25 protein-coding genes and 1 pseudogene are annotated in these 26,783 nt (G+C 64.1%); 7 read left to right on the forward strand and 19 right to left on the reverse strand.

What is annotated here, in order from left to right; all coding sequences use genetic code 11:
• Positions 1–22: 22 nt before the first annotated feature.
• From J7E80_RS18415 to J7E80_RS18425, 3 genes are all read right to left on the reverse strand, one after another.
• The gene (locus J7E80_RS18415) at positions 23–1,162 is read right to left on the reverse strand and encodes an ABC transporter permease (RefSeq protein WP_251037081.1); all 1,140 of its coding nucleotides are present in this window, start codon (positions 1,160–1,162) and stop codon (positions 23–25) included.
• Positions 1,159–2,700, reverse strand: coding sequence for an ABC transporter permease (locus J7E80_RS18420; protein WP_215053678.1), 1,542 nt, complete (start codon positions 2,698–2,700; stop codon positions 1,159–1,161). Before J7E80_RS18420 ends, J7E80_RS18415 begins: the two co-directional genes overlap by 4 nt.
• Positions 2,701–2,869: 169 nt before the next feature.
• Positions 2,870–4,648, reverse strand: coding sequence for an ABC transporter family substrate-binding protein (locus J7E80_RS18425; protein ID WP_215053679.1), 1,779 nt, complete (start codon positions 4,646–4,648; stop codon positions 2,870–2,872).
• 401 nt (positions 4,649–5,049) lie between these two features.
• On the opposite strand from J7E80_RS18425, the gene J7E80_RS18430 reads away from it, so the two are divergent.
• The 3 genes and pseudogenes from J7E80_RS18430 (at position 5,050) to J7E80_RS18440 (ending at position 6,068) form a co-directional block, all read left to right on the forward strand.
• The gene (locus J7E80_RS18430; RefSeq protein ID WP_215053680.1) at positions 5,050–5,304 is read left to right on the forward strand and encodes a hypothetical protein; all 255 of its coding nucleotides are present in this window, start codon (positions 5,050–5,052) and stop codon (positions 5,302–5,304) included.
• 55 nt (positions 5,305–5,359) lie between these two features.
• A pseudogene (locus J7E80_RS24705) lies at positions 5,360–5,566 on the forward strand (EamA family transporter); the annotation flags it as partial.
• Positions 5,567–5,579: 13 nt separating this feature from the next.
• Positions 5,580–6,068, forward strand: coding sequence for a DMT family transporter (locus J7E80_RS18440; RefSeq protein ID WP_215053681.1), 489 nt, complete (start codon positions 5,580–5,582; stop codon positions 6,066–6,068).
• A gap of 449 nt (positions 6,069–6,517) precedes the next feature.
• Here the strand turns inward: J7E80_RS18440 and J7E80_RS18445 are convergent, their stop codons facing one another.
• The 4 genes from J7E80_RS18445 to ychF form a co-directional block, all read right to left on the reverse strand.
• A complete protein-coding gene (locus J7E80_RS18445; protein WP_251037082.1) occupies positions 6,518–7,087 on the reverse strand; it encodes an alpha/beta fold hydrolase in 570 nt (189 codons plus the stop codon).
• Between the two features lie 401 nt (positions 7,088–7,488).
• Positions 7,489–7,929: a VOC family protein gene (locus J7E80_RS18450; RefSeq protein ID WP_215053682.1), complete on the reverse strand. Its 441-nt coding sequence runs from the start codon at positions 7,927–7,929 to the stop codon at positions 7,489–7,491.
• A gap of 910 nt (positions 7,930–8,839) precedes the next feature.
• On the reverse strand, positions 8,840–9,118 hold the full coding sequence (locus J7E80_RS18455; RefSeq protein WP_215053683.1) for a hypothetical protein: 279 nt from the start codon (positions 9,116–9,118) through the stop codon (positions 8,840–8,842).
• A 54-nt stretch (positions 9,119–9,172) separates the two neighbouring features.
• Positions 9,173–10,258, reverse strand: a complete 1,086-nt coding sequence (gene ychF / locus J7E80_RS18460) for a redox-regulated ATPase YchF (RefSeq protein WP_215053684.1) — start codon at positions 10,256–10,258, stop codon at positions 9,173–9,175.
• A gap of 154 nt (positions 10,259–10,412) precedes the next feature.
• Between ychF and J7E80_RS18465 the strand changes: the two genes are divergently transcribed.
• A complete protein-coding gene (locus tag J7E80_RS18465) occupies positions 10,413–11,654 on the forward strand; it encodes a DNA recombination protein RmuC (protein ID WP_215053685.1) in 1,242 nt (413 codons plus the stop codon).
• A gap of 77 nt (positions 11,655–11,731) precedes the next feature.
• Here the strand turns inward: J7E80_RS18465 and J7E80_RS18470 are convergent, their stop codons facing one another.
• Together J7E80_RS18470 and J7E80_RS18475 are read right to left on the reverse strand one after the other, a co-directional pair.
• Positions 11,732–12,808: a 4-hydroxy-3-methylbut-2-enyl diphosphate reductase gene (locus J7E80_RS18470; RefSeq protein WP_215053686.1), complete on the reverse strand. Its 1,077-nt coding sequence runs from the start codon at positions 12,806–12,808 to the stop codon at positions 11,732–11,734.
• Positions 12,809–12,913: 105 nt separating this feature from the next.
• A complete protein-coding gene (locus tag J7E80_RS18475) occupies positions 12,914–13,762 on the reverse strand; it encodes a hypothetical protein (protein ID WP_215053687.1) in 849 nt (282 codons plus the stop codon).
• 183 nt (positions 13,763–13,945) lie between these two features.
• On the opposite strand from J7E80_RS18475, the gene xseA reads away from it, so the two are divergent.
• Positions 13,946–15,274: an exodeoxyribonuclease VII large subunit gene (xseA, locus tag J7E80_RS18480; RefSeq protein WP_215053688.1), complete on the forward strand. Its 1,329-nt coding sequence runs from the start codon at positions 13,946–13,948 to the stop codon at positions 15,272–15,274.
• A 102-nt stretch (positions 15,275–15,376) separates the two neighbouring features.
• Positions 15,377–15,637 (forward strand): exodeoxyribonuclease VII small subunit, encoded by a 261-nt coding sequence (locus J7E80_RS18485; protein ID WP_251037084.1) that lies wholly within the window; start codon positions 15,377–15,379, stop codon positions 15,635–15,637.
• A 25-nt stretch (positions 15,638–15,662) separates the two neighbouring features.
• On the opposite strand, the gene J7E80_RS18490 is transcribed toward J7E80_RS18485, so the two are convergent.
• The 9 genes from J7E80_RS18490 to J7E80_RS18530 all read right to left on the reverse strand — a co-directional run bounded on the left by J7E80_RS18490 (position 15,663) and on the right by J7E80_RS18530 (position 24,495).
• Positions 15,663–16,517 carry a polyphosphate kinase 2 family protein gene (locus J7E80_RS18490; RefSeq protein ID WP_215053689.1) on the reverse strand — a complete coding sequence of 285 codons (855 nt, stop codon included), beginning with the start codon at positions 16,515–16,517 and terminating at the stop codon, positions 15,663–15,665.
• A 35-nt stretch (positions 16,518–16,552) separates the two neighbouring features.
• Positions 16,553–17,773 (reverse strand): pyridoxal phosphate-dependent aminotransferase, encoded by a 1,221-nt coding sequence (locus J7E80_RS18495; protein WP_215053690.1) that lies wholly within the window; start codon positions 17,771–17,773, stop codon positions 16,553–16,555.
• Between the two features lie 200 nt (positions 17,774–17,973).
• Complete coding sequence (locus J7E80_RS18500; RefSeq protein ID WP_215053691.1) at positions 17,974–18,930, reverse strand: ABC transporter substrate-binding protein; 957 nt, start codon at positions 18,928–18,930, stop codon at positions 17,974–17,976.
• Entirely contained in the window at positions 18,927–19,673 is a 747-nt protein-coding gene (locus tag J7E80_RS18505; protein WP_215053692.1) for an ABC transporter permease, read from the reverse strand. The genes J7E80_RS18500 and J7E80_RS18505 overlap by 4 nt, the downstream gene beginning before the upstream one ends.
• A complete protein-coding gene (locus tag J7E80_RS18510) occupies positions 19,670–20,383 on the reverse strand; it encodes an ABC transporter permease (RefSeq protein ID WP_215053693.1) in 714 nt (237 codons plus the stop codon). The genes J7E80_RS18505 and J7E80_RS18510 overlap by 4 nt, the downstream gene beginning before the upstream one ends.
• Complete coding sequence (locus tag J7E80_RS18515) at positions 20,383–21,480, reverse strand: ABC transporter ATP-binding protein (protein ID WP_285291876.1); 1,098 nt, start codon at positions 21,478–21,480, stop codon at positions 20,383–20,385. The genes J7E80_RS18510 and J7E80_RS18515 overlap by 1 nt, the downstream gene beginning before the upstream one ends.
• A 170-nt stretch (positions 21,481–21,650) precedes the next feature.
• Positions 21,651–22,769: a ribosome small subunit-dependent GTPase A gene (gene rsgA / locus J7E80_RS18520; RefSeq protein WP_215053758.1), complete on the reverse strand. Its 1,119-nt coding sequence runs from the start codon at positions 22,767–22,769 to the stop codon at positions 21,651–21,653.
• Between the two features lie 327 nt (positions 22,770–23,096).
• Entirely contained in the window at positions 23,097–23,549 is a 453-nt protein-coding gene (locus tag J7E80_RS18525; protein WP_215053694.1) for an NUDIX hydrolase, read from the reverse strand.
• Between the two features lie 70 nt (positions 23,550–23,619).
• Positions 23,620–24,495 carry an N-acetylglucosamine kinase gene (locus J7E80_RS18530; protein ID WP_396020809.1) on the reverse strand — a complete coding sequence of 292 codons (876 nt, stop codon included), beginning with the start codon at positions 24,493–24,495 and terminating at the stop codon, positions 23,620–23,622.
• Between the two features lie 179 nt (positions 24,496–24,674).
• On the opposite strand from J7E80_RS18530, the gene J7E80_RS18535 reads away from it, so the two are divergent.
• Positions 24,675–25,727, forward strand: a complete 1,053-nt coding sequence (locus J7E80_RS18535) for a nitronate monooxygenase (protein WP_215053696.1) — start codon at positions 24,675–24,677, stop codon at positions 25,725–25,727.
• Positions 25,728–25,782: 55 nt separating this feature from the next.
• Here J7E80_RS18535 and J7E80_RS18540 read toward each other — a convergent pair whose 3' ends face one another.
• Positions 25,783–26,775 (reverse strand): LysR substrate-binding domain-containing protein, encoded by a 993-nt coding sequence (locus tag J7E80_RS18540; protein ID WP_215053759.1) that lies wholly within the window; start codon positions 26,773–26,775, stop codon positions 25,783–25,785.
• Positions 26,776–26,783: the final 8 nt, after the last annotated feature.

Raw genomic sequence — 26,783 nt, forward strand, 5'->3', positions numbered from 1 at the left:
CCCTCCCTGCCACGGCAGCACGTCAGCCTCCCCTGTTGTCGCCGGAGACAGTGCCGTCCTCGGCAGTGCCATCCTTGACCGTGGCCGGTATCTTCTCCGGCGCCAGCGGACTGCTTACCTCCCGTGCTTTCTTGGCGTTGAACTTCTTCTGGCGCGGATCAAACGCGTCCCGCAGCCCGTCGCCGATGAAATTGATGCTGAGGCAGATGAGGACGATGAACAGGCCTGGGAACCAGAACAGCCACGGACGGGTGGAAAAGGCTTCCTGGTTCTGCGAAATGAGCAGTCCAAGGGAGGTGTCGGGAGACTTGACGCCGACGCCCAGGTAGCTCAGCGCCGTCTCGGTAAGAATCGCCGCGGACATCGTCAGGGTGACGTTGACGATCAGGACGCCCACCGCGTTGGGCAGGATGTGCTTGAAAATGATCCGGGCGTTGCTGGCTCCGGAGATGCGTGCGGCGTCGACAAATTCCCGTTCCCGCAGGGACAGGAACTCACCGCGCATGAGCCTGGCCAGGCCCACCCAGCTGATCAGCCCCAGGAAGATGCCGAGCGCCAGGACACCGTTGGTGCTGGCAAAGGACGCAAACCAACTGCCTTCGTCCCTCCGCCCGGCGAGCTGGGCCATGACGGCTGCGAGGAGCAGTGCCGGGACGATGATGATGACGTCCGTGAGGCGCATGAGGATGGCCTCCATCCAGCCGCGGAAGTAGCCGGACAGGGCGCCGACGATCACTCCGATCAGGCCGGCGATGAGGCCGATGACCACCATGATGGTGATGGACTGTTGGGCGCCGCGCATCGTCATGGCGAACAGGTCCCGCCCGATCCGGTCCTGGCCGAACGGGTGCTCCCCCCAGGCCGGAGGCCACAACGAGGCCGTAGGGGCACCCCCGTTGACCAGCGGCGACACAGCCTCGTGGCTGTATTTCCACCATCCCGGGATGCCGGCATAGCCCACGGAGGTGAAGGCCATGATGAAGATGAAGGCAAAGACCACGAGACCCACGATCGCGCCGGAGTGGCCGAGGAACCGCTTGCGGACGATCTGCCCCTGGCTCAGTCCCCGGGCCTCGATGACGGGTTCGATGCCGGCGGCCTGCTGCCGGTGCAGGCTGCCCTGCTCGGCGACGATTTCATCCTGCTGGCTCGGCTGGCTCATGCTTTTACCCTTACTCGTGGATCCAGTGCGGAATACGCAAGGTCCGCAATGAGGTTGAACGCCATGGCCGTGATGGCGACGCAGACAAAGACGCCCATGACGGGGTTGGGGTCAACGTGCTGAATCCCGTCGAGGAACAGGAACCCCATGCCGCGGACGGAAAAGACCGTCTCGGTGATGACGGCTCCACCGATGAGCCCGCCGATGTCGAAGGCAACGATGGTGGCGACCGGGATCAAAGCGTTCCGGAACGCATGGCGCATCACGACGGTCCGTTCAGACAGGCCTTTGGCCCGTGCCGTCCGGATGTAGTCCATGTTCATGATTTCGAGCATGGAGGCTCTGGTGAACCGGGTGTAGCCGGCCAGCGAGATGAGGACCAGGGCCGTTGTCGGCAGGATGAGGTGGGTGAAGGAATCGAGCCCGAGGATCCAGAAATCACCCTCGATGTTCGGGGTGCCGGCGCCGATGGTCGCAATGGGGCGTCCGCGCACTCTGCCGTTGCTGAAGTAGGCGGGCCAGGCCTGCATGAAGCGGTCAAGGACGATGAGGAATCCCATGAGGAATGAGGTGATGGCGGCAGCGCGCATGGACTGGCCGCGGTCATAGCCTCCCACGAAGTAGCCGATGGCCGTGCCGATGAGGACCGTGGCGATCGCGAGGAGCACGATCATGAGGAACGTTGCCTGGCTGAGCAGCGGCTGGATGAGGAAGTATGCAACCACGCCGGCGCCGACGGCGATGAGAGCGGACTGCAGCGCCTTCCGGTTCCTCAGGCCGGCCGTGAGCAGGGTGACGGCAAAGGCCAGTCCGACACCGGCGATGGCGATGACGACCGGCCCGAATCCGGGTGTTCTGAACCAGAGGGTGACGGAGAAGTAGATGAGTACGGCAGTGACAACGGCGAAGACTATTCCGGCTGTGAGCGCCCGCCGCTTCGCATCCCCGCCGGCGACGATCATGGCGACAAAACCGAGTACCGCGCCGATGCCAATTGCCACGGGAAGAGGTATCTCAGGGTTCCTGAGGAAGTTGTTGAATCCGATGGCGCCAAATTCCTTCAGCAGCACGGCGACCCAGAAAATCGGGAGGGAAAAGAATAGAAAGGCCATGAAGGTCACGCCGTAATCCAGCGTGCTGTACTGTCGCAACGCGGTGATGATGCCAAGGGTGATGCCCACGAGGATCGCCAGAATGGTGGCGCCGGTAACCAGGGTGAGGGTCTGGACGAGTGCATGCCCCAGCGCGTCCGTAATGGGCTGTCCGGCGATGTTCTTGCCCAGATTGCAGGAGCCGGCGAAAGGCACGAGGCATTGGGCGGCGCCGCCGAGCCATTTGAAGTAGCGCAGCGGCGCCGGGGTCTCCAGGTCCAGGAGAGCGGACCTGGAGTCCATCAATTGCTGTTTGTTGGGCGCACTGCTGGCCCGGAACTCCGCGAGCGGATCTCCGGACGCCGCGGTGAGCAGATACACCAGGAAGGATGCGCCCAGAAGAATGAGTGCAGCGGTGACTAGCCGCCGGACAATGTAGGTCACCATCGTGATAGAACCTCAGTATTCGGGCCCGGGGATTGCCCGGGCCGGTCGCGGGTTGGCCGTGCCCGCCTTTGTGTTGCCGGCACGGCGGGAGAAGTCGCTGCAAAGGCGCCGGGACCATAGTGCTCGATCCCGGCGCCTCAGCTAGCTTCTTGCAGTTGTGGTCGTCGGCCTACTTTTCGGCCCACTCCCAGAAGTTCCACCAGACTCCCGTCTGGTTCGGCATGAACTTCACGCCGGTGATGCGGTCGCTGTAGGCGTCGACTCCGACGGCCTGGAACAGCGGGAGACCGTACGCGGACTCCCAGATCTTCTTATCGATCTGTACCTTGAGCTCGTCCTGCTTGCCGTGGTCGGTCGTAACGATCAGCTCATCCATCAGCTTGTCAGCCTCCGGGTCGCTGAACTTGTTGAAGTTGGAGCCGTTGCCCGTGCGGAAGATCTGCGGCACGCCGGAGACTCCAACGCCAGGGTTGATCCAGCCGAAGATGGTGGCGTCGTAGCCGCCCTTGCCGAGCGCCTTGCCCCAGTCAGAGCCACCCAGACCGCCGTCGACGATCTTGAAGCCCGCCTTGGTGGCGGATTCGCGGATCAGGGAGAAGGCATCCACGCGGTTCGGGTTGTCCTTGTTGTACATGATGCGGACTTCCGGAGCCTTGCCCGCGAGCAGTTTCTTTGCTCCGTCAATGTCAACATCCTGGTATGCCGAGGAGCCGTTTTCCTTCACGGAATCGGCGTAGGCAGGCTGGGCCGGAACAAAGAGCTGTGAATCCAGCGGCTTCGCTTCCGGATCCAGCTTCTTGACGATCTTGTCGACAATGTCCTTTCGGGGAACAGACTTTATGAACGCTTCACGCACGCTCTTGTCAGCGAGCGGCCCCGAGTAGTTCAGGTCGATGTGGTCGTAGGACAGCTGATAGCCCTGCTCCACGGTCACGCCCTGGCTTTCGAGGGCCTTGAGCTGCTCCAGCGTATCGGCGGAGGGTTGCGGGGCGATGATGTCCGCCTCACCGTTCTTCAGTGCCTGGACCTGTGCAGGAGCGGAACCGATGTAGCGGACGGTGATTTCGTCGAGCTTGGCCTCGGGGCCCCAGTTGTAGTCCTTGTTCCGGACCATGGTCAGGGACTGGTCCTGGTTGATGCTCTTGACGATGAACGGACCGTTGGAGAGGAAGAGACTCGGATCGCTCGGCAGGGTTTTGGAGTCGAATCCGGTGTTCCAGAGGTCGGCCATCGCCTTGAGTTTGGTGTCAGCAGGCTTCGGGGCCTTGGCATCGCCCCGGGGCATTCCCTTGAGGTGGTCAATGAACTCCTGGGTATCCGCCATGCCGGCCTTCTTGGCCAGCACGTGGGCGGGGATGTCGATCCCGGGGCCGCCGAGCGCGATTTCCCAGTCCGCGAACGGCTTGGAGTACTTGAGCGTCATGGAGCGGTTGTTGTCGCCAATTTCCGGGAAGTCGGTGAGGGCGAGACCCGTCGGATCACCGGCATAGGAGAAGTACGACGTTCCGGCTTTCCCGTCCGGGTCGGCGTCGTTGTAGTACCCGGAAAATGCGGCCCATTGGAGGAGGAGGTCCGCTGCGGTGACGGGCGTGCCGTCGGACCATTTGACGCCCTCATTGATGGTGTACTTGACGGTCAAAGGATCGTCCGAGGTCTTTTCCATCTTGCCGAACTTTTCATTGCGGACAACGTTCAGCTGGTTATCGATGTAGTAGAAACCTGAGTGGGTGGCGTAGCTGACCTTCGAGTTGATGTCCGTGTTGCCGTCTGCCGTGTTGGGGTTGAACGTGTTGAATGCGTTCACCTCGACCACGGTAGCCGTGCCACCCGTCTTGCCGGCCGCGTCGCTTGTCGGGGTTGTCCCGGTGTTGGTGTTTGCGCAGGCGCTGAGTGCCAGCGCCGCCGCCGCGGCAACGCCTACTGCCTTGGAAATACGACTCAATCGCATTCCGCCTCCTATGTCTCTTAGTGTGGAAAAGACCGCCGCTATGAACGTCGGCCAGATTGCCACATCCCCCCAGTGAGCATGTGGCATGTCTCACATGGGATGTAGCCTAGACCCGAAGGCATGGCTGGCGGACGGAAAGTTGTCCCTGAGTAAAGGTTGTTATCGAGATGCAACCTAGTACTAACTGCGGGGGCCACGCGGCAGGCTTGCTTGGCCGGATGGGGCCAGGCAGGTATTCATGCCAATCACAACAAAAGCCACGGTCCAAGGGATCAGGGCTTTTGGGTGTTAATTCTCAATCACTGAACAACGGGCGCGGCTCCTTGATGTTGAAGCGGAACTTGCCCAACACATGGGGATCGAAAACGCGTCCCGGGGCGTCTAAACGGAAGGCTCGCACTATGGCTGATTCTGAACTCTCGCACCTAAGGGAACGAGCGGCCCATGGCGACGCCGACGCCGTCGGACAGCTCATCGAACTCGCCGCAGATCGAGAGGATTTCGACGAGCTCCGTCGTCTTGCTGACAGCGGCAGCAAGGATGCAGCGGATCAGCTCGTCGAACTCGCCAGCGAAAAAGGCGCCCTGGCCGTGCTCCGCCATCTGACAGCCGGCGGCAATACCGATGCAGCCGATGTTTCTGGCCGAGCTGACTGACGAAGACGGCCGGGGCATCGTGTGACACTCTCGCGACGGATACCACGGCCGACTCCTGGCCTGGATGGCCGTCTACGGCGCCTTGGCGTTCGCAATCCCCTATGCGCTTCTGTACTGGGCGCTGACGCGGGCTACCGCCAGCTCCGCGACAGTAGTCATGGCCGGGGTCCCGCTGGTGACACTGCTCCTTGCTGTGAGCCAGCGACTCGAGCGGTTCACAAAGAGAGCGCTGGCGGGTTCGGTTCTCGCCCTCGGCGGTATCGCTTGGATGGTACTTGGCTCGCACCCCGGCAGGCGCGGTACTCGCCATGCTCGGGGCGAACCTCGCGGTCGGCCAGAGCATCATCCTGGGGAAGCAATTGTCTGCCAACCACCCCGCTATGACCAACGCGGTCGCCATGACAATCGCCGCACTACTGCTGATCATGCTGTCCGCCTCGGTCAACGAGGCGTGGGCCCTGCCAACTCAGCCCGGCGTGGCAGCGGCTTTGGCCTATCTGGTGACGCTGGGGTCGGTCGGCCTGTTCATCCTGGTTCTGCTCGTGGTGCGTACCTGGACCTCGTCGGCAAGCTCGTACATGTTTGTCCTGTTTCCCGTGGTCACCTTGGGGCTGGCGGCGTGGCTCATCGATGAGCCGATGACCCTGCCTGCCGTGCTCGGTGCCGCCCTGGTCATGGCCGGCGTCTGCTTCGGCGCCCTGTCAGGGCCCGCGCCGCCTGCCCCGGCCACGCCAACTGACGTTTTGCCGCCGCCTACACGTTGAAGCGGTAACCGGCCAGTCTCTGAGCACCTACTCAACCCTAGAACGGGTTGTGCCCAATGGGGCAGGTGGAGCCCTCCGCGCAGCTCATACCTGGGCGGTTTTCAACCACGTTGTCGACCGGCTACCGGACCGGAACGACCCACGTCCTTCCACAAACGCATTCATCGGTAAAGATGTCGGAATGGCGAATCTCGTCGAACACTTCGAACGTTTCCTGGGCCCGATCACCCGTGGCTGGTCGGTGGATCCGGACGGGCACAGGATGCAGGTCCGGATTCTTAAGTTCAATTCCGGCACCTCGCAGCTGTCGTGGTGTTCCCCTTCGCGTTCGGAGGACTGTACGCAGGGCTTCCACCCCGGAAATCTCGAAACCCGAAGTAGGGTGCAACGCCCACCCCAGGCCAGTCTGGCCCTGCCGCCACCCGTCTCGTCCTGGCTAGCGAAAGATCTCAAATCATCTTGCCCTGCGCCTGAGCGATCTTTTGGGCGAAGTCGTTCAGCGCCGCAGCTACAGCGTCTGGATTGCTCAAGGTGGCGTAATGACCCCCTGGAATTTCCAGAGGTTCGACTCCAAGTCGCTGGTGTACTTGGCGTCTCATGAATGACGCTGGAAAGAACCGGTCGTCACGGCACAGTATTGCTCTGGTGGGGACGGCCGGATGACGCTGACCAGGCCAGGGCCGTGCCATCCATGCACCTTGCTGGTCGCGCTCTTTGTCACGTGCCTGGTGCACCAAATCCTCGGGGACTTCATTGAAAAACGCTGCCTGGGGGTCCGGATCTATGTCTTCGCGATTATGACCCGTGTTGGTCCACCAATCGCCGAATGTCTCGCCCGGTAGTGGGATCATTCCTGCGAGATATACGAGTCCGTCCGATTGGAGCTCTTCGCAAACCAAGGGCGCCGTAAAGCCTCCTAGCGAGTGGCCGACGACGATGGTGTGCTGAGCATCGCCCACCGCTGCAGTTACCGCATGGGTGTAGTCCTCAAGCCCGGCATTGTCGTCTTCGATGGGCAAGTCGACCGCGACGACCTCATGCCCGATGCCTCAAGCAGTGGTTTGACCAGATGCCAGTCCCATGCGGTGGAACCGCCGCCATGAATCAGTACGAAAACTGCCAAGATCCCACCCCAGTTCCAAGACATGTACGAACACGTCCACCCTAGCCAACAGCACTCCCGGCTCGGGTCGTCGCGCTGAAGGGAATGCGCCCGAACAACCTACGAATGCTTGGACTTGCTGCCCTCTTGAGTGATGCTGCCTCACGAAGCGTCCCAGTTCCTTGGAAACCGACACGCCTGCCTTTTGGTACCTGCAACTTCGTTACCCGAGGCGCATCCCAGACCTAGAGCGGTGAAGAAGCCATAAGCTAGTCGTAACCGTCTACATTTGGTCGGATCAGCAGCTGACGGCGACGGTTAACCGATCCGCTCGGCCAGGGACACGATGATTCCTTCTGGACCCCGCACATACGCCATGCGCCAAACGTGCTCGTATTGACCGACGCCGCCAATCAGGCCGTAGCCGTCCGCGGCGAGCCGTTCGAGGGCTCCTTGAAGGTCGTCCACCTCGAAGGCCACGTTGCGCAGTCCCAGTTCCGTGGACATCGCAGCGGGAGATCCTGGCTCGTGGTCGGGTCGGACGAAGCTCGACAGCTCTAAGCCAGCGCCTCCGTCGGGCGGCCGCAGCATGACGATCTCGCTGCGGGAGTCGGGGATCCCGATGACGGTGTCCACAAACTCCCCCTCCATGAACATCCGGCCCTCGACCTCGAGACCCAGACCGACGAAGAACGCAATTGCTCTGTCAAGGTCGGCAACGGTGATGCCGACGTGATCGAAGCGTCGCACAGGTGACATATGGGGCAGTCTCCAATCCTCGTTGAGTACGTCTGTGTAGCCGGAGCGGTGGTGGGTCCGCCACCCCGAATATACTAGCCGTCAGCCTACCCGCAGGCCTGGCACGAAAGGCATTCCACTGAGATCCCGCCTTTGGCAAACCCGCTGGAACCGCCGGCTTCACAGAGCCAGGCCGCCGTTCTGCCCACGGGCGGACCTGAACCGCCCAGAGTCCTTGACATAGCCTGGCGTAGCCGCATGACATTGTTCGTCCTCAGTGCGCTTGACACCTGGCCACGGTCAGCTCCGCCGATGGCCGCTATAGCCGGAGCTTTGCCGGCGGTGTGGACACGGGCATCGCCCTCACCGTACTACTGGCCCATCCAGACACTCCCAAACGAGGGCATGATGCTCTCGGCCGTACGCCAGCCGGACCTACGATGGATTCCATGACCGACTCTGAGCCTGTTTGAATCTATGAGGTGGCCGCCAGCGCTGCGTTCATCCCGGACTGACCCTGAACTATGGCCGCAAGAGCCCCGTTCAACTCGGATGCGACGAGATCCGATCGGTTCTTGAAGGCATCGAAAGCCGCTTTTCCCGAACCACTGAACCGGCCCTCCAGCGGCGTCACTGCATCGACAAAGCGTCGTACGAGCGCACCGAGATCCTGTTGCGATACGTCAGTCTGCTTGGTCAGGTTACCTAGCTGTCGGCACCCATATCAAAGATGGCCATCGTTCCCCCCAGTAGGAATATAGGACGGCGCCGCAACCGTACAGCACAGACACGGTTAATAGCATGAACAACTCGGCTAGTTAAGTCCACTCGATGCAGTAAACAGCAAGAATCACTATCTAACACGCAACACTATGTCGCGACAGGTTACTGGGACTGCTTAGTGCCACTTGGGCCTTCGTTATCGCAGGCCTCAGGCGGCGCTAGTTGCGGCAACAAAAGACCGAAGCCGCTCAGGAGACCTGATCGACTGGCCTATCTGGTCGCCGTCATGGCGCTTCTGTTCGTCCTGAACACGGTCTGGCAGCGCCGGCATCGGCGCAACAGACCGCCGCGGCACCACGATGAGAGGCAGTCCCAGCGCGGCCCGGTCTTCAAGCACAGCACCAATTGTCTGGACTTCGCGTTCGAGCAGGACATCGGTTTTGGGACCGGATCGACAGAACTCGTGCCCCCGGCCAGTCCTTGCCATCCAGGAGTCCCCGCACCACCTGCCCCGGCCGCCAAACTGACGTTTTACCGTCGCCTACACGTTGAAGCGGAACTCCACGACGTCGCCGTCGGCCATGACGTATTCCTTGCCTTCGATGCGGACTTTGCCTCGGGACTTCGCCTCGGCCATTGATCCCGCCTCGATGAGGTCGTCGAAGGAAACAACTTCGGCCTTAATGAAGCCGCGCTGGAAGTCGGAGTGGATGACCCCTGCAGCCTGCGGCGCCGTATCCCCCTGGTGGATGGTCCACGCCCGGGTTTCCTTGGGACCTGCTGTGAGATAGGTCTGCAGCCCGAGGGTATGGAAGCCCACGCGCGCCAACTGGTCCAGGCCGGATTCGTCCTGGCCGTTCATTTCCAGCATTTCGCGCGCTTCTTCCTCGTCCAGCTCAACGAGGTCGGACTCAAGCTTGGCGTCGAGGAAGATGCAGTCAGCGGGCGCGACCATGGCGCGCAGTTCAGCCTGCTTCTCGGGGCTGCCGAGGATTCCTTCGTCGGCATTGAAGACGTAGATGAAGGGCTTGGCTGTGAGGAGGCTGAGCTCCTTGAGGTGCTCCATCTCCAGCTTGTCGCTCTTAACCGAGGAAAAGATGGTGTCGCCGCGTTCCAGGACAGTCTGGGCGGCCTTGATGGCTGCGAGTTCGGCGGCCTCGCGCTTCTTGATTTTGACTTCTTTTTCGATCCGGGGAATGGCCTTCTCGATGGTCTGCAGGTCCGCGAGGATCAGTTCGGTGTTGATCGTCTCCATGTCGGAGCGGGGGTCGACTTTGCCATCGACGTGGATGACGTCAGGGTCATCGAAGACCCGGACCACCTGCGCGATTGCTTCCGCCTCGCGGATATTCGCGAGGAACTGGTTGCCCAGGCCTTCGCCTTCCGAGGCGCCCTTGACGATGCCCGCGATGTCAACAAAGGAGACAGCAGCGGGCAGGAGACGCTGGGACCCAAAGATCTTCGCGAGCTGGTCAAGCCGGGGGTCGGGCAGGTTCACGACGCCGACGTTCGGTTCGATAGTGGCGAACGGGTAGTTCGCTGCCAGCACCTGATTACGGGTCAGTGCGTTGAAAAGAGTTGATTTGCCGACGTTGGGCAGTCCGACGATGCCAATAGTAAGAGCCACGGGTATTGATTCTACCCGTTTCGGAGGCATCAGCGGCGCTGCGGCCTAACCTGGCCTGCCCGTCAGTGCGCGGCAGGGATCGTTCGATGGGCCTGCGGCCGCGCGGCACGGCTGCCTTCGGCAAAATGTCGCACCTGCATGCCACAGTGAAGGCATGGATCCTTTCGCAGTCATTCTGGCCCTTCTGATGCTGTTGCTCGGCGCCTTGGCAGGCGCCGCTTTCGCCTACACGGTTTTGCGACGCCGGAACGCGGCGCTCGAAACGGACTTCGACGCCGTGTCATCCCGGCTCTCAGAGGTCAGCGCCCAATTTGCCGCTGCCGACGCCGAGCGGAAGCTGCTGTCCGTCCAGAACCGGGAACTGGGCGAATCACGCCAGCAGGACGGCAGCGTGCTGCGGGCGTTGGCGCCGGTCGCGGAAAAGCTGACGGCCGTGCAGCAACAGGTCGCCCTGCTGGAACGGGACCGCCTGGAGCAGTACGGGCAACTGGCCCAGCAACTGCAGGAAGCCAGGCTCTCGGACGAGCAGCTGATGCGGTCCACGCACGCCCTTGAATCCGCGCTGCGCTCGAACAGCGCCCGCGGCCAGTGGGGCGAGGTCCAGCTGCGCAGGGTGGTTGAAGCCGCCGGTATGCTGCGCCACGTCGATTTCCACGAGCAGCTCCACAGTTCGGGGGCGGATGCGTCAGTCCGGCCGGACCTTGTGGTTCAGCTGCCGGGCGACAAGCAGCTGGTGGTTGATGCCAAGGTGCCGTTGTCGGCTTACCTGGAGGCGCAGGAGCTCGGCCAGCAAGGCGGAGACAAGCCGGGTCTGAGCCAAGCAGCACAACAGAATCTGCTCGTAGCCCATGCCAAGGCCCTCAAGGCCCACGTGGATGCCCTGAGCACCAAGAAGTACTGGGACATTTCCGGGAACTCGCCGGAGCTGGTCATCTGCTTCCTGCCCGCCGAGTCCATCCTCGCCGCCGCATTGTCGGCAGATCCAGCGCTGCTGGATCACGCCCTGTCACGGAACGTGGTGCTGGCATCGCCGGGGACACTGCTGGCCGTCCTCAAATCCGTTGCCTTCACCTGGCGCCAGGACGTCCTGACGGACAGCGCCCGTGAATTGTTCGAGCTGGCCCGGCAGCTTTACGAACGCATGGGGACCCTCGGTGAAAATGTCAGCAAGCTGGGGTCCTCCCTGAAATCCTCAGTTGACCGCTACAACTCAATGGTGGGCACGCTTGAGGCCCGGGTCCTGCCCACCGCACGGAAATTGAACGCCCTGGACGGAGCCGGACTTGTTACGCCGTCGTCGGTTCAGGTCACGCCGCGCTCCATCTCCGCGCCCGAACTGCAGGCCCGGGACCACGAAGCCGCGGAGTTGGAGGAGTCATCGGAGGACGCCGCATAAGGGGGCGCACTGCGGGGACTGCCCGGGGAGAAGCGTATTCGGGCTTGTCCCCGGGATTTGAAGGGTTGGGATGCTGCCTAGCGTGAGCGCCTGCCGCCAAGGGCACGGGAGACGTCGCCGGCTTCCTTGAGTGTCGCACGGAGCTCCTTGGGCAGCGAGAACAGCAGATCCTCTTCCGCAGTGACGACCTCCTCGACGGCCCCGTAGCCGTAGTCGGCAAGGAGACGGAGGACGTCCTTGACCAGCACTTCGGGTACGGACGCGCCGGATGTGACGCCTACGGTTGCGACGCCTTCGAACCAGGCCTCGTCCACCTCGTTAGCGAAGTCCACCCGGTAGGAAGCCTTGGCGCCGTACTCGAGCGCTACCTCGACCAGGCGCACGGAGTTGGAAGAGTTCGCCGATCCGACCACGATCACGAGGTCGGCCTGGGGTGCAATCTTCTTGATGGCCACCTGGCGGTTCGTGGTGGCATAGCAGATGTCATCACTGGGCGGGTCCTGGAGAGTGGGGAAGCGCTCCTTGAGCAGTCTGACCGTTTCCATGGTTTCGTCAACGCTCAACGTGGTCTGGGAAAGCCAGATGACCTTCTCCGGATCCCGCACGGTCACCTTGTCCACTTCGTGCGGTCCGTTGATGATCTGGATATGCTCCGGGGCTTCACCGGCGGTTCCTTCGACTTCCTCATGGCCGTCATGGCCAATCAAGAGGATGTCGAAGTCGTCTTTTGCGAAGCGGACCGCTTCCTTGTGGACCTTGGTCACCAAGGGGCATGTGGCATCGATGGTTCGCAGGCCGCGGTCCTCTGCGGACTGGACCACGGCGGGGGACACGCCATGGGCCGAGAAGATCACCAGGGCGCCTTCAGGCACCTCATCGGTTTCATCGACGAAGATGGCACCCTGTTCTTCAAGGGAGCTGACGACATGCACGTTATGAACGATCTGCTTGCGGACGTATACGGGCGGCCCGTAGTGTTCCAGCGCTTTCTCGACGGCGATGACGGCCCGGTCCACACCGGCACAGTAACCGCGCGGGGCTGCCAGCAGAACCTTCTTGGAGCCGGGCACCGGTGCGGCCGCCAGCACTTCCTCCGGCGAACGCCGCCGGCGCGGAACAGTTGGCATCGAAAGAGAGACTGCTGAGGAGGTCATTTCTCCATGCTACCGGGTGCTGGACCGCGCCCCGGTTGCCAGATGGTGACGCAAATCGCTCTGGAAAGACCGGTTCGGTCAGCCGGAAAAATCGCGGCGGACACTTCAGCGCTTGCGGGCCGCGCCGCCGACCAGCCGGAACACCAGACCTGCGCCGAGAAGCACGGCCCCGGTGATCGCGGCGGAAAGTATCCAGGACCCGAAGCCATTGACGGATGCCGCGACGAACTCCCGTGCGAAGAGGTCTGCCACCTCATTGCCAGTGGCTGTGCCCAAGACTGCATCCGAGGCCCAGCGTGACCCCAGCGACCACAATCCGGCCAGTCCAAGCGCGCCAATGCCGGTTCCCGCCAGCACTTTCCAGCGGCGCCGCGCAACCATGAGGGCCAGGAGGAAGGCAATTCCTGCCACGATGGCCAGGCTGTAGCCCATCGGCGCGTAGGCAGCGACACGTTCAATAACCTGCCGCTGGCTCGATTGGCCGACAGTCAGGAGAGTCTGGCGCGGGGCTTCCAACGGAACACCCGCACTGTCGGAGACCTGCTTGGTCGCCAGCGCCACAAGAGGCGCCACGTCCAGGGTGACGGACGTCGCGGAACCCGCTTCGGACGGTGTGGTGCTCGCGGCGGGAAAGTTGAGGCGATGGCTCTTTCGCAGCGTCTCTTCCCAGGCGGCAGGGTAGCCGGGCAATCCAGTGAGGGCTGCGGCAGCCGATTCCAGCACCGGCCTGATGAGCTCGGTCAGGGGGCCGGGAATGCTTCCGCCGGTGTCGATGCTCCCCACGACGGCCGTTGCCAGCCGCTTCTGAAACGCCGGATCCTTGCCCAGGGGGGCGGCCAGCGCCACAAAACCGTTTTCCTGCACAATATCGCGGTCCACCCAAATTGCCGGGACGGCAATGGCGGACAACAGCAGGCCAAGGATGACGGCCAAGGCCGAGACAAAAGAGCGCAAGGGATTCCTAGCTGGTTGGGGTTCCTGGCGGGTCGCGGTGACACTGCCATCCTAGGGGCGCTGCCGCGGCATCAGAAAAATTGTCAGCACCCGCTGATAGAGCTATGGATAGAGTTGGTTAACCCACCGCCAAGGCAAAGGACCGCCACATGCACCAGGCAATCGCCGCCACCCGGGCTGCACATGGCTGAAAACGCCATCGTGCCGGACGCCGTGCCCACAACGGTGCCGGCGACTGCCGCCGACACGAGTCCGGACAACCCGTGGCCCCTGCAGTTGCTGTCCCAAAAACTCAAGACCCACATTGAGCGTGCCCCGGCCGCGTGGGTCGAGGGCCAGGTCATTGAACTGAACCGGCGCGGCACCAGCGCGTTCCTGACCCTCAGGGACGTGGACGCCGAGATTTCCCTGCCGGCATCTGTATGGTCCAAGATCCTGGACCGCCAAGAGACGCCGCTCGAACGCGGAAGCAGGGTGGTGGCTCTTCTTAAGGCGGAGTTCTGGCTGAAGACCGGACGCCTGAACATGTCTGTTAAGGACATCCGGCCAGTTGGCTTGGGCGACCTCCTTGCCCGGATCGAGAGGCTGCGGCATGCCCTCGCTGCCGAAGGGCTCTTCGCCGACTCCCGGAAAAAACGGTTGCCGCTGCTCCCCCACCGCATCGGCCTCATCACCGGCCGCGACTCGGACGCCAAGAAGGACATTCTCCGCAACGCCGCGCTCCGGTGGCCCGCTGTCGAATTTGAACTCCGCGAAGTGGCTGTCCAGGGAAATACCGCAGTCGCACAGATCGTCGGGGCGCTGAAGGAACTCGACTCCCGGACCGATGTGGACGTCATTGTCATTGCTCGGGGAGGTGGCGCGCTGGAGGATCTCCTGCCTTTCAGCAACGAGGAACTCATCCGTGCCGTTGCCGGGGCGCGGACCCCAGTGGTGAGCGCCATCGGGCATGAGGCGGACCGGCCCATTTTGGATGATGTCGCAGACCTTCGCGCGTCCACTCCGACCGACGCCGCGAAGCGGATTGTTCCGGAGGTCTCCGAAGAGCTCGCCCGGGTCCGCCAGGCCGAGGCCCAACTGCACCGGTCTGTGACTCAGTTCGTAGCCCGGGAGTCTGACCGCCTCGCCGCCATACGATCCCGTCCCGTGCTCGCCTCGCCGGAAGGCATGGTCACCGCGCGGGCGGAGGATGTGGAACGGCTTGCCCGCCGCTCCACTGCAGCCATCACCGCCGCCGTCACGAGGGCGGCCGACCAACTCGTCCATCTGCAGGCCCAGGTCAGGGCGCTGTCGCCGCAGCAGACCCTGGACCGCGGGTACGCCGTCGTCCAGATCCCCGGCGCCACCCAGATCCCCGGCGCCACCACGGCAGGTGCGGGAGGAACGGTCGTTCGCCACCCGTCCCAGGTCCCCCGCGGAACTGGGCTCTCCGTCCGGGTCGCCGGCGGACGATTCGGCGCAACATCAACCGGCCCAACATCAAACGGCGGGCACCAGCCCGTGGACGCCTGAGCCTGGCGCCGTGTGCCGACGCCTGGGCATGGCGCCTGATGCCTGACACCGGCCCTGGCACCTGAACATGACCAACCCTACGAATACGACAGGTGAACTGACATGACAGACAATTCCGACGACTCCACCCCCACCAGTCCGGTGGCGCCGGGTCTGCCGGCACTGCCGGCAGACATCGAGGCGCTGAGCTACGAGGAAGCCCGGGAGCAACTCATCGGCGTGGTGTCCAGGCTGGAAGCAGGCGGGACCAGCCTCGAAGATTCCCTTGCACTCTGGGAACGCGGTGAGGCCTTGGCCAGGCGCTGTGAAGAGTGGCTGGAAGGCGCCCGGAAGAGGCTTGCCGCCGCCCGCAAGGACAGCTAGGGCAGCAAGGACGGCAGGGCGAACATCAGCTTCTCTCGACGAGGCGGCGCTCTGCGTCGACGTCGAACTCAGCCTTGGGCCATTCCAGTTTGAGCTCCATCAGGGCTTCGAGAAGCAGTTGCTGCACGGCGATGCGTGCATACCATTTCTTGTTCGCGGGAATGACGTACCACGGTGCCAGTTCGGTATTGGTGATGTCGAAGGCAGCCTCGTACGCCGCCATGTAGTCCTCCCAGAAAGCGCGCTGTTTCAGGTCGCCAGTGCTGTATTTCCAGTGCTTGGCCGGATTGTCGAGGCGGGCCAGCAGCCGCTTCTTCTGTTCATCCCGGCTGATGTGCAGCATGACTTTGACCAGCTTGGTCCCGGCATTCGCCAGCCGGGCTTCGAATTCGTTGATGGCCATGTAGCGGCGTTGTAATTCTTCCGGGGCGGCCCAGGCGTGCACGCGGTGGATCAGCACATCCTCATAGTGGGACCGGTCGAAGACGCCCATCATCCCGGCGGCAGGCACTTCCTTCTCGATCCGCCAGAGAAAATCATGGGACTTCTCCTCATCGGTGGGCTCCTTGAAGGCCTTCAGCTGGACACCTTGGGGGTCCATGGCGCCCATGACGTGGCGCACAATCCCGCCTTTGCCTGCCGTGTCCATCGCCTGAAGAATCAGCAGAACACGCTTGGAGCCGCCAAATCTGGCCTCGGCGAAGAGCTTCTCCTGCAGTTCGGCCAACTTGCCGTCAAGGTTATCGAGCAGGGCCTCGCCGTTGGCCTTGCTCCCTGTGTAGCCCGGTGTCGCATCGGGATCAATGTCCGCGAGCCTGAACCCGTTCCCGACTTTCAAGGTCCCGGAGGGGAACGTCCCGAATTCCACGACGGCGGCCATGAGGACCTCTTTCAGCAGTTATACGTGGGATCAGGCTAGTTCCCTTGGTACCTGCTGAGGAAGTCTCCCATCCGCCCGATTGCTTCCTCAATATCCTTGACGTTGGGCAGCGTGACCATCCTGAAGTGGTCCGGCCGCACCCAGTTGAAGGCCCTGCCATGAGACACCAGGATTTTCTGTTCCTTGAGCAGGTCCAGGACGAACTTCTCATCATCGCGGATGTGGAAAAAATCGGGGTCCAGCTTCGGGAAAAGGTACAGGGCGCCCCTCGCCTGCTGAGTGCTCACTCCGGGGATGGCGTTCAGCATGTCGTAGGCCTTGTTCCGCTGCTCCAGCAGTCGGCCGCCAGGCAGAATGAGGTCGTTGATGCTCTGGTAGCCGCCCAGCGCGGTCTGGATGGCATGTTGGGCCGGTACGTTCGCGCACAGCCTCATGTTGGCGAGCAGGTTGATGCCTTCGAGGTAGTCCGAAGCGTCCTTCTTTGGCCCGGAGATGGCCATCCACCCGGCGCGGTAGCCGCACACGCGGTAGGCCTTGGACAGGCCGCTGAACGTCAGGCAAAGGACGTCGTCCCCGGTGAGACCGGCCATGTTCACGTGAACGGCGTCCTCGTACAGAATCTTCTCGTAAATTTCGTCGGCAAAGAGCACCAGCCCATGCTTTTCTGCCAGGGCCACGATCTTCCGGAGGGTGTTTTCCGGATAGACGGCACCCGTGGGGTTGTTCGGGTTGATGACCACGATGCCCTTGGTGCGCGGCGTGATCTTGGCTTCCAAGTCATCCAGGTCCGGCTGCCAGCCCGATTCCTCGTCGCAGAGGTAATGCACCGGGCGTCCGCCAGCCAGCGCCACAGAAGCGGTCCACAGCGGATAGTCCGGAGTCGGGATGAGGATCTCATCCCCCTCCTCCAGCAGTGCCATCAGCGACATGGTGATGAGTTCGCTCACGCCGTTGCCGAGGTAGATGTCATCCACATGGATGTTCTGGATGCCGCGGGTCTGATAGTACTGCGAGACTGCCGTGCGTGCGGAGAAGATGCCGCGTGAATCGCTGTAGCCCTGGGCATGCGGCAGGTGGCGGATCATATCCACCAGAATCGCGTCCGGCGCTTCAAAACCGAAGGGTGCGGGGTTTCCGATGTTCAGTTTGAGGATGCGGTGCCCCTCTGCCTCCATCTGCTGGGCGGCCTGAAGAATCGGTCCACGGATGTCGTAGAGGACATTATGAAGCTTGGTGGACTGCTTGAATTCTGCCATCCATCAAATATGCCATATGCGGGATGTTCTTCCGGGGAGACTTGTCTCACACCCGAGCGGGGCGGACTCCCGGTGCCTGCGGCCCATGACCCCAACGGCTTAACCCCGACGGCGGCTGCCGGCTCCGACGGAACCGGCAGCCGCCGTCGTAGGTCAGTTGCGCTCTACCACTGCGCCAGGCGAGGACGGCAAGGCTGCTGCTACTTGACGATGCCCTTGTCCTTGAGCCAGCCGGCAGCTGCGTCCTTCGCATTTTGCTTCTGGGTCCCGCTGACTGCGCGGTTGAGGTTGATGAGATCCTCCGTGGTCAGGATCCTCGAAACGCCGTTCAGGGCTTCCTTCGCCTTGTCCGTCATCTTGGCTTCGTTGTACAGGGGAAGCACCTGCTGCGCCTTGAAGTTGTTCTTCGGGTCTTCCAGGACCACCAGGTCGTTGTCCGCGATGGACGGGGTGGTGGTGTAGATGTCGGCGACCTGGACCTCGTCCTTCAGGAGCGCCTGCAGAGTCAGGTTGCCGCCGCCGTCGCTAAAGGGTTTAAGGGCCTTGAGCTCGCAGCCGTAGTTCTTCTTGAGCCCCGGGAAGCCGTAGGGACGCGTTTCGAAGGTGGCCGGGGCCGCCATCGTAAAGTCCTTGCACACCTTAGCAAGGTCCTCGATGGACTGAAGCTGGTGCTTCTCCGCCGTGGCCTTCGTCACCACCATGGCGTCCTTGTTCTCCGCCTTGGCCGCCTCGAGCACGCCGAGGCCCTTGGGAAGCTTCCCCGGCAGGGCTTTGTAGACATCCTCGGCCGTGACTTCCGGCGCCTCGGGGTCCACGTGCGAGAGCAGGTTGCCGGAGTAGTCCGGTACGACGTCCACGGATCCGTCCTGCACGGCTTTGAAATAGATTTCCCGCGAGCCGATGTTGGGCTTGGTGGTGGCCGTGATGCCGGCCGCGTTCAGGGCTCCGGCATAGATTTCAGCAATGACCTGGCTCTCGGGGAAGTCGGCGGATCCGACAACGAGCGAGCCGCCGGCCGCCGGGCTGCCGGGGCTGGTTGTGGGGTTTGCCAGCGGGTTACCGCCGCCGCAGGCCGACACAGCCAGGGCAATGCCGATACCTGCGGCGAGGCCGCCCAGGCCCCGGCGGGTCACGGTTGTGTGGATGGGGTGCTTCATGGGGTGCCTCCTTGAACAGCGGCCGCCGCGGGCGCGGTGGCCGAGAGATCGGTGGCGGCCTTGGGGCCGCCTTTGGGACCGGTGGAAAGTCCGGGGGAAACCAGCAGCCTTTGCGTTGCCGCAAGGACCAGGTCGACGGCGATCGCCAGCCCGGCGATGAGCAGCGAACCGGCCAGCATCCTCGGGAAGTCCTGGAGAACCAGGCCATCGAAGAGGTAGCGTCCCAGGCCGCCGAGCGGAAGGTAGGCCACAACGGACACCGTGGCGATCACCTGCAGCACGGCGGTGCGGACGCCACCGAAGATCACCTGCAGGCCATTGGGAAGCTCCACGCCGAACAGGATCTGCAGTTCCTTCATGCCCATGGCGCGGGCAGCATCCACCACGTTTTCGTCCACGCTGGAGATGCCGGCGTACGTCCCGGCCAGCAGCGGCGGGACCGTGAGGATCACCAGCGCCCACACCGGCGGCATAAGCCCGCTGCCGGCGATGAGCGCGAAGAGCACCAGCAGGCCGAGGGTGGGCAGGGCGCGCAGGGCGCCGGCCACGGCCACGGCCGCCACCCGGCCCCTCCCCGTATGGCCGATGTAGAGTCCCACCGGAACGGCGATGGCCGCGGCGATGATCAGGACGAGGCCGCTGTACTGCAGGTGCTCCAGCAGTCGCGTGGCGATGCCGGAACTCCCCGACCAGTGGCTGGGATCAGCGATCCAGGCGAATGTTTCAGTGAAGATGTTGCTCATGGCCTGGCCCCAGTGTGGACCTGGGTATCGGCAATCAACTCAGCCCCTGTCACTGACTCCGCGCGGGACGACACGGCCGACACACGGGTCCAGGGGGTAAGGAGCTTCTCCAGCAGTACGAGGACCGTGTCCATGAGCAGGGCCAGGAGCAGGATTGCGACGATGCCCACCACCACCTCGGTGACGAAAGTGCGCTGCAGCCCGTCGGTGAACAGAATCCCGAGGTTTCCCACGCCGAGCAGCGCGGCAACGCTCACCAGCGAGATGTTGCTGACGGATACCACGCGGAGGCCGGCGAACAGGACAGGAAGGGAGAGCGGCAGATCGATCTGCAGGAAACGTGCCGCGGGTTTGTAGCCCATGGCCACGGCCGCCTGCCGGAGGTCGTCGTCCACCGAATCGAAGGCGTCCATCGCTGCCCGCACCAGCAGGGCAACTGCATAAATCGTCAGCGCGACGATGACGTTCAGGGGGTCAAGGATCCGCGTGCCCAGAAGGGGCGGCAGGATGATGAAGAGCGCCAGCGACGGGATCGTGTACAGCAGGGAACTCACGGTGGTCACGAGGGTCCTGAGCGCCGGATGCCGCCGCGAAAACTGTGCCAGGGGGATGGAGATCAGCAGTCCCAGGATCATCGGCACCAGGGCAAGCATCAGGTGCTGGCCTGCCCGCTCGAAGACCATGCCGCTGTTCGCCAGAAACCAGTCCATTAGAGCGCACCCTGCCGGACGCGGCGGGCCGACTCGATGACGGCGAGGACTTCCTCGGGGCGGACTACACCCGCTACCCTGCCGTCGCCGTCCACCGCCACCCCCAGCCCTGACGGTGAGGAAAGGGCGGAGTCCAGGGCGCGCCGCAGGGTGTCTCGCGGACGGAACAGTGAACCGCCCGGAATGAGTTCGGAATCGGCGCCCGGCCCTTCCCAGCCCAGTGGACGCGACTCCCCGTCCACCACAAGGCGCCAGCCCTCACCCAACTGAAGGCGGGCTTCGCCGCTGGCGCCCCTGGTGACGGTGGGCACCGGGTGGATGGTCACGCCGTCGGCCGCGGTGAACGCAAGGTGCCGGAACCCGCGGTCGCGGCCCACGAAGGACGCCACGAAATCGTTGGCCGGCGCGCGGAGGATCTCCTCGGGCGTGGCGTACTGCGCCAGTTTGCCGCCGACGGCGAAGACCGCCACCTTGTCCCCCACGACGGTGGCCTCGTCGATGTCATGCGTGACGAAGACAATCGTCTTGGCCAGATCGCGCTGCAGCCTCAGGAGCTCCTGCTGGAGCTCCTCCCGCACCACAGGATCCACTGCGCTGAAGGGCTCGTCCATGAGCAGCACGGGCGGATCTGCCGCCAGTGCACGGGCAACACCGACACGCTGCTGCTGCCCGCCGGAGAGCTGGGACGGGTACCGTTTCCCGAGGGATGAGGCCAGCCCCACGACGTCGAGCAGTTCTTCGGCCCGCTTCCGGGCATCCGCCTTGGACACGCCGTTCAGGCGCGGAACCGTGGCGATGTTGTCCAGCACCGAGCGGTGGGGCATGAGACCGGAGGACTGCATGACGTAGCCCATGGACCGCCGGAGTTCCGCCGCCGGGACGGACGTGACGCCTTTGCCGGCCACGGTGATGGTCCCGGACGTGGGATCGACCATCCGGTTGATCATGCGCAGGGACGTTGTCTTGCCGCAGCCTGATGGCCCGACGAATACGGTGATCGAGCCTTTGTCGATGGACATGCTCAGGTTGTCCACAGCCGGCTGACCGCCCTGGTACTGCTTGGTGACGCTCTGGAACTCGATCATGGCTTCGGCCATTCCCCGGCTTCCCTAACTGTTGGCGGCACTCGGACGTAAAGCGAGCTGATCATAAGCACGCTGATTTTTGCTGTAAAGCGCGTCTTGACAAAGCGTAACCAGTGCCTGCGGCAAAGTAACTCCCGGCGCGGATACCGTAATCATTCGGAGACAACGGCCCGCCGGATGGGTCATCGCTTTCTGGTCCTGTCCGCGGCCCGCTGGCTCCGGGCAGCAGTGGCCACTTTCTGGTGCCATTCCCGCTCGTAGGCCCTCCGCGCGGCGGCATCATGACGCCGGTTCAGGGCCAAAAGCTCGCGCTGCAGCTTGAGGTAGCTCGTCCATCGCCTCGTATCGAGTGACTCATCGGCGAGCGCGGCCTGGACCGCGCAGCCCGGTTCCCGGTCATGGGCGCAGTCGGAGAAGCGGCATTGCCCGAAGAGTTCCTCAAGGTCACCGAACATTTCGCCCATGCCCTCGTCGGCGTCGAAAAGCCCGAAGCCGCGGACTCCCGGCGTGTCCATGAACACCGCACCCCCGGGCAGCGGCACGAGCTCGCGGGACGTGGTGGTGTGCCGTCCCCTGCCGTCTGCAGCCCTCACTTCCCCGGTCGACTGGAGCTCCCGGCCGGCGAGCGCGTTGATGAGCGTCGACTTGCCTGCGCCGGAAGGTCCGAGCAGCACCAGCGTCGCTCCCCGCGGCACGTGAGCGAACACCTCGTCCAGCCCATCGCCTTGCTCTGCGGACGTTGTCACCACCTCCACGCCGGCGGCCTGCAGGATGACCTTGCCGACGACGTCATCTGCAATGTTGGCAAGGTCGGCTTTCGTGATGATCACCAGCGGCGTCGCGCCCGAGTCCCAGGCTGCGACAAGAGTCCGCTCCAGCCTGTTGTGGGTCAGCGGACGATCCACCGGGACCACCACCCCCACCACGTCGATGTTGGCGGCAAGGACCTGGATCTCAGAGGATGCGTCGAATGCCCGCTTGCGGCTCAGCTCGGAGGTGCGCGGAAGCACGGCGACGATGCATGGCTCACCGGCGTTGTTGGGCCCCAGCCAGACCCAGTCGCCGCTGGCCGGCACCGGTGGCGACGGCGGGTAAGGCACCCGCCCCGCGCCGTCCGCCGTGGCGACGAGGATGCGGTTGCGGTCCACCCGCACAACGCGGGCGGGCACCTGGCCGCCATCGGCCGGATGTGCTGTGAAGTATGCTGCGGTGCCCGCCGTAAAGCCAAATTCGACGGGGCCCTTCAGCTGTGTGGTGTCGAGAGGCCGGCCTCCGCCGGCGTTGTCGTGTTGATGGTGCATTGCGGCCGCGAAGGGGCCGGAAGGATTTTTCACTGTGGACCTCTGGTGGGCCCCTTGCACCGGGCCAACCTGCGCAGTCCGCCGTCGACTGACGGATGTCATTGCTCTGTCAGTGACATGACACTGCAGGGGCGCTGAGGGTGACTGCGATCTAGGCGGCGCGGGATAGCGGGGCAGGGTTAATGAAGGAATCTTTGCTGGTGCGCGCTGCGCACAGGAATTCTGCAATCATCAGGTCCACCTCCATCCCCGTTCCATTTGTGCCGGATACATACCCGGAAGCTCCTCATAGGATAGCCAGCCGGCCCCTGCTTGGCGAGGACTATTTCAGCCGAGCTTTCCGTTGGCCGGCCTCTCCCTGAATAACCGCAGCGCTGCATCCACCAGGGACAGCCGGTTGAGTGAGGCCACCTCGTTCAGGGGTATCCAGGCAGCATGCGTGGTGGTGCCGTCCAGCTCGTGCGTGAGTTCCCCGCCGGTGACCCTGGCCTCGTAGACCAGGCGGAGGGACTGGAACTCCCGGTCGATGCCGTCCAGCCGGGTCCCTGCCGGCCAGTGGCCCACGTCGATGCCCAGCATGGGGCCGATCTCCGCGTGGTAGCCCGTCTCCTCGAAGATCTCCCGGATGCAGCCGTCGACCGGATGCTCTGCCAGGTCCAAGCCGCCGCCCGGGAGCGTCCAGGCTTCCTTGCCGTTCTGTTTCCAGTAGGCCAGCAGGATGGCGTCGTCGCGGATGATGACCGCGTAGGCAGCCGGGCGGGTGTCGAAAAGAACGCTCATGAATCCAGCGTAGCCGTGAGTTCTGCCCGTACTACTGCCAGGGCCAGCCCTGTATCAGCTCTCTTCTGTATCAGCTCTGCTCACCGACGAGCCGCAGCACGCCGAAGACGGGCTCCTTGTCCAGCACCCGCACGTCGGTGACGCCGGCCGCCGCCAGGTGGTTCCTGAACGAGTCCTGTAGCCGGACCACGTTCATGCCCAGTCCGCTTCCCAGAATGACCGGGCCGTCCAGCCGGAGCTGTCGGAGGACCTGCGCGGCCATGTCGGCCAGGTCCTTGCCTGCCTGGTCGATGAGCTCCTGGCTGATTCGGTGTCCGGTGTCGGCGGCCTCCACCACCAGCCGTGCCTGCTGGGCCCAGAAGCGGCGTCCCGTGGAGGGAGAATGGAACAACGCGATGAGTTGGTTGGGGTCGTCAATGCTGCAGGATTCCAGCAGGGCACGGGTCAGCTCGTCCGGCTCCAGCGCCTGGTTCATGCGGCGCAGGCTGTGGCGGACTGCTTCCCGCCCCAGCCAGTAGCCGCTGCCTTCATCGCCCAGGAGGTAGCCCCAGCCGCCGGCCCGTGCCTCTTCGCCGAGGTCATTCCGGCCCCAGGCCGCCGAACCGGTACCGGCGATGACCGCCACGCCGCTGCTGGCCCCGCCCGCAGCCAGCAGCAGCCGCGAGTCATGGACCACGGTGATCCTGGCTCCCGGAACGTGCGGTTTAATGAGTGCTGCGAGCGCTGCTGCGTCTTCGTTCGTGTCGATACCGCCGGCTCCTGCATAAACATGGGCCACGGGTCCGCGGCCGATCTTTGCGAACAGCTCCGCGACGTGTGCCGCCGCTTCTTCGCGGCTGACGTTCTGGACGTTGGAACTGCCGACGATTTCGTCGGCGACGGGCTCGCCGTTCTCGAAGCGTACGCCCCGCGTCTTGGTGCCGCCGATGTCCAGGCCGATGACCACTCCTTTGGCAGGAACGGCATCGACCGGAGAAAGGGCGCCCGGGGAAGGGGCGGTTTCCGGCGAAGGAACAGGGCTGCCGGAAGGAACAGGGCTGCCTGCAGGAACAGACGGGGCGTCGGATAGGTTGTCAGAGTCAGTCACCCCAACAGCCTACTGAAGCGCGTCCCAAGGAGCAGGCAATGTCCCAAGGTTTATTCGGCACCCGGATCATCGCAGCACCCATGGCCGGCGGCACGTCGACCACCCGCTTTATTGAGGCCGTTCACCGCTCCGGTGGCGTCGGTTTCCTCGCGGCAGGGTACAAAACGGTGGAGGCGATGAGCGCAGAGGTGCAGGCGGCCCAAGCGGCCGGCATCCGGTTCGGTATGAACGTTTTTGTCCCGGACCCCCGGCAGCTGAATCCCTCCCCCGGAGACCTGGCACGGCTGGAGCAATACCGGGACAGCCTGCGCGTCGACGCCGGCCGCTACGGCGTGGACGTTCCGCAGCTGACCCTCGGGGATGATGACGGCTGGCAGGGCAAGATCGACGAACTCCTGCTGAATCCGCCCGAACTGGTGAGCTTCGCCTTCGGGTTGCCCGAGGCCGATGTCGTGACTAAATTCCGCCGGGCGGGCGCCATGGTTCTCGCCACAGTCACGAGCCGGGATGAGGCGGAGTTCGCCGCGGACCGCGGCGTCGACGCGCTCGTCGTGCAGCATCCCAGCGCCGGTGCACACAGCGGTGCTTTCCTTGCGGACAGCGCCCGGAGCGGCACGGGGGCCCGCTCCGGAGCGCCGTCCACGACGGCGGAGCTGGTCCGGGAGGTGCGCGCCGCCGTCGGCCTTCCGCTCGTGGCCGCCGGTGCCATCTCCGATGCGGCGGCGGTGAAATCAGTGCTGGCCGCCGGGGCGGAAGCGGCACAGGTGGGAACCGCGCTCCTTCGGACGGATGAAAGCGGCGCCCGGCAACTGCACAAGGACGCCCTGGGCGCAGACCGTTTCACGGAGACCCGGCCGACGCGGGCCTTCACTGGCCGTTATGCCCGTGCCCTGGTGAACGACTTCGTGCGGGACCATGAGGACGCCCCCGTCGGCTACCCAGCCATCCACCACCTCACGGCCCCCATCCGGGCGGCTGCGGCCGCCGCCGGGGACGCGGAACGACTGAATCTGTGGGCGGGCACGGGCTGGCGGAGTGCACGCCCCGGTCCCGTGGCCGGGGTGATGGGCCAGCTTCTCGCCGAGGGGTGAGATCCCGGCGCTCCGCCTCCGCCGAATGCCGAAATCTCAAGCATCGATCACGGTGTCAGGCTCCGGAACGGGCACGGACCAGCCCGGCCAGCAGCGCTGGGCCTTCGTTCAGCACGAGTTCCCTGAACAGCCGCACCGGGTCCGGCTCTTCCTCGCGCCCGTTTCTGCGCTCCCGCCAGGCCAGCCCGATTTCGCGGTACGCCAGGTCCGATTCCAGGGGTATCTCCACCCAGCCCAAGTCTCCGGTCCGGGCTGCAGCGCCGCCGGGACCGCCGCCGCCGGGACCGCCGCCGGGCGGCAGGATGCTGACCCCCAGCCCTGCGGAGACCAGGCCACGGACGGTGTGGGAGTCCTGGCTCTCAAAAGCGATCCGGGGCCGGAAGCCGGCCTCCCGGAACATAGCGTCCGTCAGGGAGCGCATGCCGTAGCCGGGTCCGAGGGCAACAAAGGGGTCCCGCCTGATATCCGCCACCCCAGCCGATTCCCGGCCCGCAAGCCGGTGCCGGTGGTGCACCACGAGCCGCAGCGGTTCCCGGTAGAGGGCGGCCGAGCCGATGGTCCTGCTTGCGGGCGCCACCGGGGCGGTGAGGGCGAGGTCCGCCGTTCCGGAGGCGAGCTCGGCGAGGCAGCTGTCCCTGGAGCCCTGGCTGAGCTCAAACTCCGTCTGCGGGTGCCGGTTCCGAAAGGCGCTGATCAGGAGCGGCAGGGTGGCCTCGCCGAAGGTGTGCTGGAAGGTCACGGCGATCCTGCCGCGGACCACCTCGGCTTCGTGCCGTACCAGATCGAGGCCGGCTTGGAATTCGGCGAGCGCCGACTCGATGTAAGGCAGCAGCGCCCTGGCCGCCGGTGTGAGGCGGACACCCCGGCCTTCCCGGATCAGCAGCTCTGTACCCACCGCCGCGCTGGCACGGGCCAGCGCCCGGCTTACTGTGGATTGCGGAACGCCCAGTAGCTCTGCTGTTTCCGTGATGTGCTGCGTGCGGCCCAGTTCAACGAGCAGCGGCAGGATGGGCAGCAGCTGGACGAGCTGCCTGTGCTGAAGATCCATGGTTCCGT

This window comes from Arthrobacter sp. ISL-28, from assembly GCF_018613875.1.
Lineage (GTDB): Bacteria > Actinomycetota > Actinomycetes > Actinomycetales > Micrococcaceae > Arthrobacter.